Origin of the sequence: Streptomyces sp. Act143, assembly GCF_003143935.1 — a bacterium.
GTDB lineage: Bacteria > Actinomycetota > Actinomycetes > Streptomycetales > Streptomycetaceae > Streptomyces.
In genome coordinates this window covers 2,762,359-2,776,511 of record NZ_QFRX01000001.1, presented here as the reverse complement: position 1 = coordinate 2,776,511, position 14,153 = coordinate 2,762,359, and the positions used below count along the sequence as shown (strand labels likewise).

Sequence of the window (14,153 nt, the reverse complement as noted above, 5' to 3'; positions counted from 1 at the left end):
GTGAAGCGGTGAACGGCGACTGGCTCCTCCGCGGCCGCGACGGCCGCCTCTGTGTCTATCTGCCGTCGGGCGACACCGTCCTGTGCCGGGCCGAGCTCGGCCCCGGCGGCCCCTGGGAGGCGTCCCCGCGCAGGGTGGGCGGCGACCAGAAACTCCGTAACGGCCCGGCGCTCGGCCAGGGCACCGACGGCTACGCCCACCTGGTCTCCTGGCGGCCCACCAAGCCCGGCGAGGCCGGGCTCGTGCACTCCACCCACCTCCGCCCCCGGCTCGCGGCCCTGGACTGGGTTCCGATCGGCCACCCCGACAAGACCGGCGACCGCACCGGAACCCCCGCCGTCGCGGTCGACGCCCAGGGGCGTGCCCATGTCTTCGTCCGCAACAAGGGCGGCGGCGTGGGCATGGCCGCGCAGAAGGAGAAGGGCGGCTGGGAGCCGTGGCAGGACCTCAAGGGGCGTGAGGTGGAGGAGGACTTGGCCGCGGTGACGGGGGAGTCGGGGCGCGTGGAGCTGTACGCGGCCGTCCCCTGGGGCCTGCTGTACTGGCGGCAGGGCGAGCCGGGCACACCGCCGGTCCTGGAGGAGGCCGTCGAGACCCCGGTGCGTCCGGGCACCCTGCGCGCCCTCGCCACCTCCGCCGACCGCACCACCCTCTTCTACACCGACGACTCCGGCGACCTGTGCGCCTGGCGCCCGGGAGGCAAGCCCGTCGCCCTCGTCGCCTCGGCCGGTCCCGGCCCGGTCTCCGCCGTCCGCTGCGAACTCGACGGCCACGACTGCACGTTGCTCGCCCAGCGCTCCGCCGGCGGCCGGGTCGTCTTCGCCGCGTACCCGACGGAACAGGAGTCGGCGGGCGCGTGGTGGACGGAGTCCGGGCCCCACCTCCCCGCGGACGCACTGGTGTCACTCGCGACCGACGAGGACGGCCGGGTCGTGGCGGCAACGTTGTCCCCGTCGACCGGCCAACTCCTGCTCACCCGGCGCAAGGACGAACCGGGGCTGGCGCTGGAGGCGTGGCGGGAGAGCTGAAGCCGCCTTGTCCGGATGCCCGTTCGGGGTCGGGCGGGCCACCATGGGCCGCGTGGACACCGAACACCTCGTCGAGGTCTGGCAGCGCATCCTGGAGCCGTCCGGAGTCTCCTGGGTGCTGTTCGAGAACGGCAGGTGCGTGATGCTCAAGGAGCCCGACGGAGAACTCACCGGACAGGCCGTCGTGATCCTCCGGCAGTACGGTCCCGTGCGCGCCGGCGGCCCCGCCGGCGACTTCGGTACCCGCGCGCTCGAGGACGGCACCGGCTGGCTGGTCACCGGCCACCACCCGGACGTCGTCACCTGTGTCGGCCCCGACGAGCCCGCCGACCCGTCGCACCTCGCCGTCGGCCTCCACGGCCGCGGCAAGCGTCACCGGGACGGCACGGACCTGCACGTCGTGCATGTCGCGGACGCCCGCTGAAGCCACCCGGAAGACCTTCCGGGACGCCGGTGCCCCGCACGCCAACAGGCCTGCGGGGCACCGCCGTTCACAGCAGGAGCGGTTACGCCGGGACGCTCGCCACGCCCGGAGCCAGGAACTTCTTGCCGTTCACGCGCTCGGAGACACCCTCGCGGTCCAGGTACGGCGTGATGCCGCCCAGGTGGAAGGGCCAGCCGGCGCCGGTGATCAGGCAGAGGTCGATGTCCTGGGCCTCGGCGACGACACCCTCGTCGAGCATGAGCCCGATCTCCTGGGCGACGGCGTCGAGGACGCGGTCACGGACCTGCTCCTCGGTGAGGACCACGTCACCCTGCTTCAGCAGAGCCGCGACCTCGGGGTCCAGCTCCGGCTTCCCGCTGTCGTAGACGTAGAAGCCGCGCTTGCCCGCCTTGACGACGGCCGCGAGGTTCGGGGAGACCGTGAAGCGGTCCGGGAAGGCCCGGTTCAGGGTCTCGGAGACGTGCAGACCGATCGCGGGGCCGACCAGCTCCAGCAGGACCAGCGGCGACATCGGCAGGCCCAGGGGCTCCACCGCCTTCTCCGCGACCTCGACCGGCGTGCCCTCGTCGATGACGTTCTGGATCTCGCCCATGAAGCGGGTGAGGATGCGGTTCACGACGAACGCCGGGGCGTCCTTCGTCAGCACCGCGGTCTTCTTCAGCTTCTTGGCGACGGCGAAGGCCGTGGCCAGCGACGCGTCGTCGGTCTTCTCGCCGCGGACGATCTCCAGGAGCGGCAGGACGGCCACCGGGTTGAAGAAGTGGAAGCCGACGACCCGCTCGGGGTGCTGGAGCTTCGACGCCATCTCCGACACCGAGAGGGAGGAGGTGTTCGTCGCCAGGATCGCGTGCGCCGGGGCGACCGCCTCGACCTCCGCGAACACCGTCTGCTTGACGCCGATCTCCTCGAAGACGGCCTCGATGATGAAGTCGGCGTCGGAGAAGCCCTCGGCCTTGTCCAGGACACCGGTGACCAGGGCCTTGAGGCGGTTGGCCTTGTCCTGGTTGATACGGCCCTTGCCGAGCAGCTTGTCGATCTCGGCGTGGACGTAGCCCACACCCTTGTCGACGCGCTCCTGGTCGATGTCCGTGAGGACGACCGGGACCTCCAGGCGGCGCAGGAAGAGGAGGGCGAGCTGCGAGGCCATCAGGCCCGCGCCGACCACGCCCACCTTGGTGACCGGGCGCGCCAGGTTCTTGTCCGGGGCGCCGGCCGGGCGCTTGCCGCGCTTCTGCACCAGGTTGAAGGCGTAGATGCCGGAGCGCAGTTCGCCACCCATGATCAGGTCGGCGAGGGCCTTGTCCTCGGCGTCGTAGCCCTGCTGGAGGTCGCCGTTCTTGGCGGCGGCGATGATGTCCAGGGCGCGGTAGGCGGCCGGGGCCGCGCCGTGCACCTTGGAGTCGGCGATGAAACGGCCGCGCGCGACGGCCTGGTCCCAGGCCTCGCCGCGGTCGATGACCGGACGCTCGACCTCGACGTCGCCCTTCAGTACCTGGGCCGTCCAGATCAGCGACTGCTCCAGGAAGTCCGCGCCCTCGAAGATCGCGTCCGCGATACCGAGGTCGAAGACCTGCTGGCCCTTGAGCTGCTTGTTCTGGTTGAGGCTGTTCTCGATGATCACCGAGACGGCCTTGTCGGCACCGATCAGGTTCGGCAGGATCGTGCAGCCGCCCCAGCCGGGCACCAGGCCGAGGAAGACCTCGGGCAGCGAGAAGGCCGGCAGGGCCTTCGAGACCGTCCGGTACTTGCAGTGCAGACCGACCTCGACGCCACCGCCCATGGCGGCACCGTTGTAGTAGGCGAAGGTCGGGACCGCGAGGGCGCCGAGGCGCTTGAAGACCTCGTGGCCGCCCTTGCCGATGGCGAGCGCGTCCTTGTGCTCCTTGAGCAGCTCGACGCCCTTGAGGTCGGCGCCGACCGCGAAGATGAACGGCTTGCCGGTGATGCCGATGCCGACGATCTCGCCGGCCGCGGCCTCCTTCTCGACCTGGTCGATGGCGGTGTTGAGGTTCGCCAGCGACGCCGGGCCGAAGGTGGTCGGCTTGGTGTGGTCGAAGCCGTTGTCGAGGGTGATGAGCGCGAAGCGCCCGGCACCGAACGGCAGGTCGAGGTGGCGTACGTGCGCGGACGTCACGACCTCGTCGGGGAACAGCTCGGCCGCACCCTTCAGAAGCTCAGCGGTGGTGCTCACTTGTCCCCCTCGAAGTGCGGGTTCTCCCAGATGACCGTTGCGCCCATGCCGAAGCCGACGCACATGGTGGTCAGGCCGTAGCGGACGTGCGGCTGCTCCTCGAACTGGCGGGCCAGCTGCGTCATCAGACGCACGCCGGAGGAGGCCAGCGGGTGGCCGAAGGCGATGGCGCCGCCGTACTGGTTGACGCGCGCGTCGTCGTCGGCGATGCCGTAGTGCTCCAGGAAGGCCAGGACCTGGACGGCGAAGGCCTCGTTGATCTCGAACAGGCCGATGTCGTCGATGGTCAGCCCCGCCTGGGCGAGGGCCTTCTCGGTGGCCGGGATCGGGCCGTAGCCCATGACCTCCGGCTCCACACCCGCGAAGGAGTAGGAGACGAGGCGCATCTTCACCGGGAGGTTGTTCTCCCGGGCGAAGTCCTCGGAGGCGATGATCGAGGCGGTGGCGCCGTCGTTCAGACCGGCCGCGTTGCCCGCGGTGACCCGGCCGTGCACACGGAACGGCGTCTTCAGGCCGGAGAGGTTCTCCAGCGTCGTACCCGGGCGCATCGGCTCGTCGGCGGTGACCAGACCCCAGCCGGTCTCGCCGGCCTCGGGGTTGGTGCGGCGCACCGAGATCGGGACCAGGTCGGCCTGGATCTTGCCGTTGGCGTACGCCTTGGCGGCCTTCTCCTGCGAGCGCACGGCGTACTCGTCGGCGCGCTGCTTGGTGATCGTCGGGTAGCGGTCGTGCAGGTTCTCCGCGGTCATGCCCATGAACAGGGCGGACTCGTCGACCAGCTTCTCGCTGACGAACCGCGGGTTCGGGTCCACGCCCTCGCCCATCGGGTGGCGGCCCATGTGCTCGACACCGCCGGCGATGGCGACGTCGTACGCGCCGAAGGCGACCGAACCGGCCACCGTGGTGACGGCGGTCAGGGCGCCGGCGCACATGCGGTCGATCGAGTAGCCGGGCACCGACTGCGGCAGACCGGCGAGGATGCCGGCCGTGCGGCCGATGGTCAGGCCCTGGTCACCGATCTGCGTGGTCGCGGCGATGGCGACCTCGTCGATCTTGGCGGGCTCCAGAGCCGGGTTGCGGCGCAGCAGCTCCCGGATCGCCTTCACGACGAGGTCGTCGGCGCGGGTCTCGTGGTAGATGCCCTTCGGGCCCGCCTTGCCGAACGGGGTGCGGACGCCGTCGACGAAGACGACGTCCCTGACGGTACGAGGCACGATGGCTCTCCTCCAGATGCGGGATGGCACTGCTGGCACGGCTGCACGGCGCAAGCGCTGAGCGCGCGCTCAGGCCCATGCTACTTGTGGGTAACGTAGCTGCACAGTCCTGACGGCGGGAGCGGCGAAGGTCACATCCGCGGAGGCGCCGTCGATCCCCTCGGAGTGAGTACCGGAGTGGGCACGGGGTGTGACCCACCGCCCTCCCCGGTGATCACCCCGAACAGCGTACGGGCCGCGTCCGCCCCGAACCCGTGCACGTCATGACTCATCGCCGACAGCGTCGGATGCGTCAGCCGGCACAGCTGCGAGTCGTCCCACGCCAGCAGCGAGACGTCCCCCGGCACCGACAGCCCCATCTCCGCGGCCACCGAGAGCCCCGCCACGGCCATGATGTCGTTGTCGTACACGATCGCCGTCGGCCGGTCGGCCGGCGCGGCCATCAGCATCGACCGGGTGGCCCGCGCCCCCGCCTCGCCGGAGTAGTCGGTGGTCACCTGCCACGCGCCGGCCAGCTCCAGCGTCCGCGCGGCCTCGTCGAACGCGGCCGTCCGCGCCGCGGTGTGCCCGAGCGCCGCCGCCCCGCCCACCCGCGCGATCCGCCGGTGCCCCAGCGCCGCGAGATACCGCACCGCCTCCGTCACGGCGGTCGCGTCATCGGTCCACACGGACGTCAGACCGCCGGTGAGCGAGGGATGTCCCACGGCGACCACCGGCATCCCGAGCCGCTCGGCCGCCGCCACCCGCGGATCGTCGGGCCGGAAGTCGACGAGGATCGCCCCGCCGATCTGCCGCCCCCGCCACCAGCTCTCCTGGATGCCGACCTCTTCCTCGACATTCCGTACGAGCCGCAGCAGCAGGGAGCAGGAGTGCTCGGTGAGGACGCTCTCCACCCCTGAGATGAACTCCATGTAGAAGGGTTCGAGTCCCAGCAGCCGCGCCGGCCGGCAGATGGCGAGCCCCACGACGTCCACCCGCGATCCCGCCAGCGTCCGCGCGGTGAGGTTCGGCGCCCAGCCCAGCTCCCGCGCGGCCCGGAAGATCCGGTCCCGGGTCGCCTCCGACAACCCCGGCTTGTGGTTGAAGGCGAGGGACACGGCACCCTTGGACACGCCGGCGCGGGCGGCGACGTCCTTGATGGTGACGCGGGAGGCGGGCTGGGCGGTCATCGCGGGGGCTCCATGCAGTACAGGGCGGCGCGGGCGGCGTCCGCACCGGGAGTCTCCCAGCCGCTGACCCCGATGGTCACCTGTTCGCCGGGCAGCAGCGTCACGAGCCCCCGGTCGGCCCGCGCGTCGGGGTCGAGCCGGTCGGCTTGCAGCAGCAGATCCCGTACGAGACTGCGAGCGGTGACCGTCACCGAGCCGCCCGGTGTGACCGAGACGTCGAACTCCGGCCGCGGATAGGGGATGTCGCGGTCGGGCGCGGGAAAACGAACCGCCCGCAGTCCCTCCGCGTCCGCGACCAGGAACTCCTTCGGCCCGACGGGCACCAGCTCCTCCGGCACGTCGACCCGCGCCACCGCCCGCGCCCCGGCGGCGAACTCCACCTCCGCCTCGCCGAGGACGCCCCCCGCCACGGACATCCGCCGCAGTCGCACCGCCCCCGCCCATGCCCGCGCCGCCTGGTTGACGACGGCCAGCACCCGCCCCTGAAGGGTCAGCAACCGGTCCGCGTACAGCCGGCGCAGCTCGTGGTACAGCGGCTTCGGCCGCCCGTCCCCGTCGATGGCCGCCCAACTCGTCACCGGCCAGCAGTCGTTGAGCTGCCAGAGCACCGTGCCCGCACACACCGGCCAGTGGGACCGCCAGTGCTCGATCCCGGTGGCCACCGCCCGCGCCTGGTTGACCTGGGTGAGGTAGTGCCAGCGGTCGAAGTCCCCTTCGGGCCAGACGAAATGGCGTTCCAGTCCGCGGCGCAGCTTGCCGTTCCCGTCGTCGGCCTTCTGGTGGTGCAGCATGCCGGGGGAGTCCGCCGCGAGCTCCTCACCGGGCAGCGCCCGCCGCAGCGTGGCGTGGGCGGGTGGCGCCTGCCATCCGAACTCGGCCATGAACCGCGGCACTTCACTGCGGTACTCGGCGTAGTCCTCCCGGTTCCACACCTCCCACGAGTGATGCGTACCGTGCGCCGGATCGTTCGGATGGTGGTCCCACGAACCGGACCACGGACTGCCCGCCGTATAGGGCCGGGTCGGGTCCAGCTCGGCCACCACGCGCGGCAGTACGCCCAGGTAGTACCCCTCGCCCCAGGACGCCCCGGCGAGCCGCTCCTCCCACCCCCAGTCCCGGAACCCCCACAGGTTCTCGTTGTTGCCGTTCCACAGCACGAGCGAGGGGTGCGGCATCAGCCGCACGACGTTCTCCCGCGCCTCGGCCTCCACCTCGCCGCGCAGCGGCTGCTCCTCCGGATAGGCCGCGCACGCGAACGGGAAGTCCTGCCAGACCAGCAGCCCCAACTCGTCGCAGGCGTCGTAGAAGTCCTCGCTCTCGTAGATCCCGCCGCCCCAGATCCGTACGAGGTCCACGCCCACCTCGGCGGCCTGCCCGAGCCGCTCCCGGTACCGCTCGCGGGTGACCCGGGACGGGAAGACGTCGTCCGGGATCCAGTTGACGCCCCGCGCGAAGAGCCGCTCCCCGTTCACGACGAACGTGAACCCGCTGCCGTGCTCGTCCGCCGACCGATCCAGCTCGACGCTGCGGAACCCGATGCGCCGCCGCCACCCGTCCAACGGCGAGCCGCCGTGCAGCAGTTTCAACTCAAGGTCGTACAGCGGCTGTTCGCCGTACCCCCGCGGCCACCACAGCCGCGGCGAGGGCACTTCGAGCCGTACGACTGCCCGGGTGCCGTCGACCGAGGCGCGCACCCGCTCCCCGGCGACCGTCGCCTCCACGGTCAGCGGAGCCTCGACCCGGGTCCGCTCGACATCGACGGCCAACTCGACCACGCCCACGCCCTGTTCGACCGTGACCAGGGGCCGCACCCGGGAGATCCGGGCCGTCGACCACCGCTCCAGCCGGACCGGCCGCCACATCCCGGCCGTCACCAGGGTGGGACCCCAGTCCCAGCCGAAGGAGCAGGCCATCTTGCGGACGTACTGGAAGGGCTCGTCGTAGGCGGCGGGCCGCTCGCCCAGGGTGCCGCGCACCGCCTCGGCCTCGGCGTAGGCGGACACGAACCGTACCGACAGCCGCCCCGACAGGCCGGTCACGTCGAAGCGGTACGAGCGGTGCATGTTCCGCGTCCGCCCCAGCACCCGCCCGTCGAGCCGGATCTCGGCGACGGTGTCGAGCCCCTCGAAGACGAGGTCGGTCCGCTCGTCGCCCGGTCCGGTGCGCAGGTCGGCCTCGTAGGTCCAGTCCCGCCGCCCCACCCACGCCACCTCGGTCTCGTTGCGCCCGAGAAAGGGGTCCGGGATCACCCCGGCCGCCAGCAGGTCGGTGTGGACGCATCCCGGCACGGAGGCGGGGAGGGCGTCCCCGTCGTGCCGCAGGATCCATCCCTCGGTGAGCGGTGTGGCCTGAAGCATGTACGCACTCCCTAAACCGATCAAGTCCGGTGCTGCGGAAACTTTTTGGCATCGTTGGCGAGATACGGACTTTACCGGTTAAGAAAACGTTGTCAGAGTACCGAACCAGCCAACCGCATGGCCATGCACCGCGACGCGCGCTGCCATGCGCCACCACCCGCACGTGCTCGTCCGTCCCGTGAACGTCCCGAGAGCGGAGCTGATGCACATGAACCGCCGTCACATCCTCGCCCTGGCCGTGGGATCCGCCCTGCTGGCCGCCGGCTGCACCGGTACCGGAGGCACCTCGAAAGGCGCCGACGCCAAGGCGCCCGACGACCCGGCCAAGGTCACCGGCACCATCAAGGTCCTCACCGTGCGCACCGACCTCGTGCAGGACGGCACGATGGACAAGTACGCCGCCGAGTTCAACAAGATCTACCCGAAGGTCAAGGTCAAGTTCGAGGCCCTCACGAACTACGAGGCCGAGGTCAAGATCCGGATGAACACGGAGAACTACGGGGACGTCCTGATGATCCCGGGGGTCATCAAGAAGAGCGACTACCCCAAGTTCTTCGCCTCGCTGGGCACGGTCGCGGAGCGCAGCAAGAAGTACCGGTTCACCGACTACACCGCTGTCGACGGCAAGGTCTACGGCCAGACCGCCGACGGCGTGATGCCGGGCTTCGTCTACAACAAGCGGGTCTGGAAGGAGGCCGGCGTCACCGACTGGCCCACCACCCCGGACGAGTTCCTCACCGACCTCAAGGCCATCAAGTCCAGGACCGACGCGACCCCCTACTACACCAACTTCGCCGCCGGCTGGACCCTCACCTCCTGGACCTTCGTCAACGGCACGGTCCACTGCGACCCCCGGGCCACCACCGAGATCGCCGAGGGCAACCCCTGGGCCGAGGGTGCCGACCTGCGCGTGGGCGACACGCTCCTGTACGACATCGTCCACGAGGGCCTGGCGGAGAAGGACCCGACCACCTCCAACTGGGAAGCCTCCAAGGGCCGGTTGGCCAAGGGAGAGATCGCCACACAGTGGCTCGGCACCTGGGCGATCATCCAGTTCCAGGACGCCGCGAAGAAGGCCGGGGTGAACCCGGACGACATCGGCTTCATGCCCTTCCCGGCCCAGACCGGCGGCAAGTTCTGCGCCACCGTCGGCCCGGACTACAACCAGGGCATCAATGTCCACTCCCGGTACAAGGAAGCCGCCCGCGCCTGGCTCGACTGGTTCACCGACAAGTCCGGCTACGCCGACGACAACCTGGCGATCTCCCCGCTGAAGGACGCGCCGATGCCGACCGTGCTGAAGCCGTACGAGGAGCACGGCGTCAAGCTCATCGAACTGGACGACAGCAAGGGCGCCGAGGTCAAGGCGATCGACACGGAGTCCGAGGTCGGCATCAACACCCCCGACTACCGGCAGGAGTTGGTGGACCTGGCGCGCGGCGCCAAGAAGGGCACCCTCGACGACTACCTGAAGAGCCTGGGCCAGAGGTGGACCGAGACCCAGAAGAACATGGGGTCCTGATGACGGACACCACCGCAAGGGTGTCCGTCACGAAGGAGCCGGTACGGGACACCCCGGTACCGGCTCCGGCCCCCCGCCGGGCCCGGATGTGGCGGCACCTGACCCCCTGGATCTTCCTGGTCGCCCCCCTCGCCCTCCTGGTCACCTTCACCTACGCGCCGATCGTCAACATGGTCGCGTACAGCTTCACCGACTGGGACGGCGTGAGCCCCGAACTGCACTACACGGGCGTGGAGAACTACACCGAACTCTTCACCCGCCCCGAGCTGTTCGAGGTCTTCTTCGTCAGCGGCTACTACCTGGTCGCCTCGGCGATCCAGATCGTCATGGCCCTGTACTTCGCGACGATCCTCAGCTTCAACGTCCGCTTCCGGAACTTCTTCAAGGGCGTGCTGTTCTTCCCGTACCTGATCAACGGGGTGGCGATCGGTTTCGTCTTCCTCTACTTCTTCCAGGACGGCGGCACCCTCGACTCGGTCCTGGCCCTGTTCGGCCACCACTCCGACCACGCCTGGCTGGGCACGCCGTTCTCCGCCAACTCCTCCCTGGCCGCCGTCTCGGTCTGGCGCTATCTGGGCCTGAACTTCGTCCTGTTCCTCGGCGCGATCCAGTCGATCCCGGGGGAGTTGTACGAGGCGGCCGAACTGGACGGAGCGAACCGCTGGCACCAGTTCCGCCACATCATCGCGCCGGGCATCAAGCCGGTCCTGACCCTGACCGTCATCCTGTCGGTCTCGGGCTCACTGTCCGCCTTCGAGATCCCGTACATCATGACGGGCGGCGCGACCGGCACCGAGACCTTCGTGATCCAGACGGTGAAGCTGGCCTTCCAGTTCAACAAGACGGGCCTGGCCTCGGCCGCCGCCCTGGTGCTGCTGCTGATCATCCTGCTGGTGACCTGGATCCAGCGCCGGCTCGTCCCCGACGACAAGGTGGACCTGGTATGACCCGCCGCGCCGTGGCCCGCACGCTCGTGTACGTGTCGCTCGCCCTCGCGACCCTCGTCGTCCTGCTCCCGCTGGGCGTGGTCTTCCTGACGTCCCTGAAGACGGACAAGGAGATGACGGGCGGCAGCGGCGCCCTGACCCTCCCCGACGACCCGCTGAACTTCCACAACTACGTCACCGCGTTCCAGGACGGCCGCATGCTCTCGGCCTTCGGCCACACGGCCTTCATCCTGGTGTTCGCCATCGCCGGTACGGTCCTGATCGGTTCGATGACGGCGTACGCGATCGACCGCTTCACGTTCCGCTTCAAGAAACTGGTCGTGGCCCTGTTCCTGCTGGCGGCCCTGGTCCCGGGCGTCACCACCCAGGTCGCGACCTTCCAGATCGTCAACGGCTTCGGCATGTTCGACACGTTGTGGGCGCCCATCGCCCTGTACATGGGCACCGACATCGTCTCGATCTACATCTTCCTCCAGTTCGTCCGCTCGATCCCGGTCTCCCTGGACGAGTCGGCCCGACTGGACGGCGCCAACGCCTTCACGATCTACCGCAAGATCATCTTCCCGCTCCTGAAACCGGCCATCGCCACGGTCGTGATCGTGAAGGGGATCACCGTCTACAACGACTTCTACATCCCGTTCCTCTACATGCCGTCGCAGGATCTTGGCGTGATCTCGACGTCCCTGTTCCGCTTCAAGGGCCCGTACGGCGCCCACTGGGAGACGATCTCGGCAGGAGCCATCGTCGTCATCCTGCCGACGCTGATCGTCTTCCTGGCGCTGCAGCGCTACATCTACAACGGCTTCACGAAGGGCGCGACCAGATAAAGGGCCTTCAGGGGCGCGGGGAACTGCGCGACGAGCCACGACGAACCGTCACTCGCGATGCGACAGTTCCCCCGCGGCGCCTAGGCGGACAGCGCGCTCACCAGAACCGGCGCAACCAACTCGACCTGCCAAGCCCGAGCCCCGTGCCCGCTCAACGCATCCCCGACAGACCCCAGGTCCACCACCTTCGGCGGCTCCCAGCAAACCCGCCGAACGGTATCCGGGGTGATCAGGTTCTCCTGAGGCATATTGAGCCGCTCGGCCAGGGCGGACACTCCCGCCCGGGCCGCGGACAACCGAGCAGCCGCGGCCGGATCCTTGTCGGCCCAGGCCCGCGGCGGCGGCGGTCCCGTCACCGGCTGCCCAGGCGCAGGCAACTGCGCCTCGGGCAGCGCCTTGGCCCGGTCCACGGCCGCCTGCCACTGCTCCAGCTGCCGCCGCCCCATCCGCTGCCCGAACCCGCTCAGCCCGGCCAGCACATGAACGTTGGCCGGAAGGGAGAGAGCCGCCTCCACGATGGCCGCGTCCGACAGCACCTTGCCCGGCGACACATCGCGCCGCTGCGCGATCCGGTCGCGGGTCTGCCACAGCTCCCGCACGACGGCCAGCTGCCGGCGCCGCCGCACCTTGTGCATCCCGGACGTCCGCCGCCAGGGGTCCTTGCGCGGCTCCGCGGGCGGCGCGGCCGCGATCGCGTCGAACTCCTGCCGCGCCCACTCCAGCTTCCCCTGCCGGTCCAGCTCCTTCTCCAGGGCGTCCCGCAGGTCGACGAGGAGTTCCACGTCCAGCGCGGCGTAGCGCAGCCAGGGCTCGGGCAGCGGCCGGGTCGACCAGTCGACCGCGGAGTGTCCCTTCTCCAGGACGAAGCCCAGGACGCCCTCGACCATCGCGCCGAGCCCGACCCGGGGGAACCCGGCGAGCCGTCCGGCCAGCTCGGTGTCGAACAGCGAGGTCGGCACCATGCCTATCTCGCGGAGACAGGGCAGGTCCTGGGTGGCGGCGTGCAGCACCCACTCCACACCGGAGAGGGCCTCGCCGAGCCCCGAGAGGTCGGGGCAGGCCACGGGGTCGATCAGCGCGCTGCCGGCGCCTTCGCGGCGCAGCTGGACGAGGTAGGCGCGCTGTCCGTAGCGGTAGCCGGAGGCGCGCTCGGCGTCGACGGCGACAGGGCCGGAGCCGGCGGCGAACGCGGCGATCATCTCGGCCAGGGCGGTCTCGTCCGCGATCACGGGCGGAATGCCCTCGCGCGGTTCCAGGAGCGGAACCGGCTCAGGGCCGGGTTCAGGACCGGCTTCGGGTCCCGGTTCAGGGTTCGGCGCCCCCGTAACAGAAGATCCGCCGTCGTCCGGAGGGGCGCCTCCGGTGGTTCGCAGTGAGCTGTCTGCTGCGGTGTCTTGGGCGTCGGTCACCTGTCAAGGGTATCCGTGGATGGACAGCGCCCGCCGACGGAACGTTCCGTCGACGGGCACCTGGGGGTCGTAAACCAGTCAGTACGGGGAAAGGTCTGGTTCACGTCCGTGAACGACGAGGGCGGGGCACCCTCAAGGGGAATCGCGGGGGGAGTCGGTGGGGGAATCGGTGGGGGCGGAGGGGATGGCTCGGTGGGTACCTCAGTGGATGATGCCGGTGCGCAGCGCCACCGCCACCATCCCGGCGCGGTCGCCCGTGCCGAGCTTGCGGGCGATGCGGGCGAGGTGGCTCTTGACGGTCAGTGCGGACAGGCCCATCGAGACGCCGATGGCCTTGTTCGACTGACCCTCCGCCACCAGCCGCAGCACCTCGACCTCACGGCCGGACAGCTCGCGGTAGCCGCCCGGGTGGCTCGGGGCACCCGGGGGGCGGCGGTGCATCCCGGCGGCGCGGGATCCGATGGGGGCGGCACCGGGCCGGGTGGGGAGCCCGACGTTGGTGCGGGTGCCGGTGACGACGTAGCCCTTGACCCCGCCCGCGAGGGCGTTGCGGACGGCGCCGATGTCGTCGGCGGCGGAGAGGGCGAGGCCGTTGGGCCAGCCTGCCGCGCGGGTCTCCGACAGGAGGGTCAGGCCGGAGCCGTCGGGCAGGTGGACGTCGGCGACACAGATGTCGCGGGGGTTGCCGATGCGGGGACGAGCCTCCGCGACGGACGAGGCCTCGATGACATCGCGCACACCGAGCGCCCACAGGTGGCGGGTGACGGTGGAGCGGACGCGCGGGTCGGCCACGACCACCATCGCGGTGGGCTTGTTCGGGCGGTAGGCGACCAGGCTTGCGGGCTGCTCGAGAAGAACGGACACCAGGCCTCCTGGAGTGCGGGGACGACTTGGAAGGTCACAGTCGTCTTCGGCACCGGATCTCGAGTCCTTTAGAGAATGATCACGATCTAGTGAGTAACAATTAGTGCAATTCGGACGTGTGGTCGATCGTTCGGTGAACGAATCGGTTCGTTCGAGAGATCACTCTCGACTGAAAGTGGC

Annotated in this window: 11 protein-coding genes; 5 read left to right on the top strand and 6 right to left on the bottom strand. The window is 70.2% G+C overall.

From position 1 onward, the window contains the following. The first annotated feature begins 8 nt into the window (after positions 1-8). Both DI272_RS12430 and DI272_RS12425 read left to right on the top strand, forming a co-directional pair. Positions 9-1,028, top strand: coding sequence for a hypothetical protein (locus DI272_RS12430; RefSeq protein ID WP_109495428.1), 1,020 nt, complete (start codon positions 9-11; stop codon positions 1,026-1,028). 43 nt (positions 1,029-1,071) lie between these two features. Next, positions 1,072-1,452 (top strand): hypothetical protein, encoded by a 381-nt coding sequence (locus DI272_RS12425; RefSeq protein ID WP_109495427.1) that lies wholly within the window; start codon positions 1,072-1,074, stop codon positions 1,450-1,452. An 82-nt stretch (positions 1,453-1,534) separates the two neighbouring features. Here DI272_RS12425 and DI272_RS12420 read toward each other — a convergent pair whose 3' ends face one another. The 4 genes from DI272_RS12420 to DI272_RS12405 all read right to left on the bottom strand — a co-directional run bounded on the left by DI272_RS12420 (position 1,535) and on the right by DI272_RS12405 (position 8,404). After that, complete coding sequence (locus DI272_RS12420) at positions 1,535-3,664, bottom strand: 3-hydroxyacyl-CoA dehydrogenase NAD-binding domain-containing protein (RefSeq protein WP_109495426.1); 2,130 nt, start codon at positions 3,662-3,664, stop codon at positions 1,535-1,537. Next, on the bottom strand, positions 3,661-4,878 hold the full coding sequence (locus DI272_RS12415) for an acetyl-CoA C-acyltransferase (RefSeq protein ID WP_109495425.1): 1,218 nt from the start codon (positions 4,876-4,878) through the stop codon (positions 3,661-3,663). Before DI272_RS12415 ends, DI272_RS12420 begins: the two co-directional genes overlap by 4 nt. 131 nt (positions 4,879-5,009) lie before the next feature. After that, positions 5,010-6,047, bottom strand: a complete 1,038-nt coding sequence (locus tag DI272_RS12410) for a LacI family DNA-binding transcriptional regulator (RefSeq protein WP_109495424.1) — start codon at positions 6,045-6,047, stop codon at positions 5,010-5,012. Continuing rightward, a complete protein-coding gene (locus tag DI272_RS12405) occupies positions 6,044-8,404 on the bottom strand; it encodes a glycoside hydrolase family 2 protein (RefSeq protein WP_109495423.1) in 2,361 nt (786 codons plus the stop codon). Before DI272_RS12405 ends, DI272_RS12410 begins: the two co-directional genes overlap by 4 nt. 208 nt (positions 8,405-8,612) lie before the next feature. Here DI272_RS12405 and DI272_RS12400 point away from each other — a divergent pair, with 208 nt between their 5' ends. From DI272_RS12400 to DI272_RS12390, 3 genes are read left to right on the top strand one after another with little or no spacing between them, the layout of a single operon-like run. Continuing rightward, complete coding sequence (locus DI272_RS12400) at positions 8,613-9,926, top strand: ABC transporter substrate-binding protein (RefSeq protein WP_109500810.1); 1,314 nt, start codon at positions 8,613-8,615, stop codon at positions 9,924-9,926. After that, entirely contained in the window at positions 9,926-10,873 is a 948-nt protein-coding gene (locus tag DI272_RS12395; RefSeq protein ID WP_109495422.1) for a carbohydrate ABC transporter permease, read from the top strand. Before DI272_RS12400 ends, DI272_RS12395 begins: the two co-directional genes overlap by 1 nt. Then, positions 10,870-11,700 carry a carbohydrate ABC transporter permease gene (locus tag DI272_RS12390; protein WP_109495421.1) on the top strand — a complete coding sequence of 277 codons (831 nt, stop codon included), beginning with the start codon at positions 10,870-10,872 and terminating at the stop codon, positions 11,698-11,700. Before DI272_RS12395 ends, DI272_RS12390 begins: the two co-directional genes overlap by 4 nt. A gap of 80 nt (positions 11,701-11,780) precedes the next feature. Here DI272_RS12390 and DI272_RS12385 read toward each other — a convergent pair whose 3' ends face one another. Together DI272_RS12385 and DI272_RS12380 are read right to left on the bottom strand one after the other, a co-directional pair. After that, the gene (locus DI272_RS12385; protein ID WP_109495420.1) at positions 11,781-13,109 is read right to left on the bottom strand and encodes a ribonuclease D; all 1,329 of its coding nucleotides are present in this window, start codon (positions 13,107-13,109) and stop codon (positions 11,781-11,783) included. A gap of 201 nt (positions 13,110-13,310) precedes the next feature. Further along, positions 13,311-13,973, bottom strand: a complete 663-nt coding sequence (locus DI272_RS12380; RefSeq protein WP_059195623.1) for a response regulator transcription factor — start codon at positions 13,971-13,973, stop codon at positions 13,311-13,313. Between the last annotated feature and the right edge of the window lie 180 nt (positions 13,974-14,153).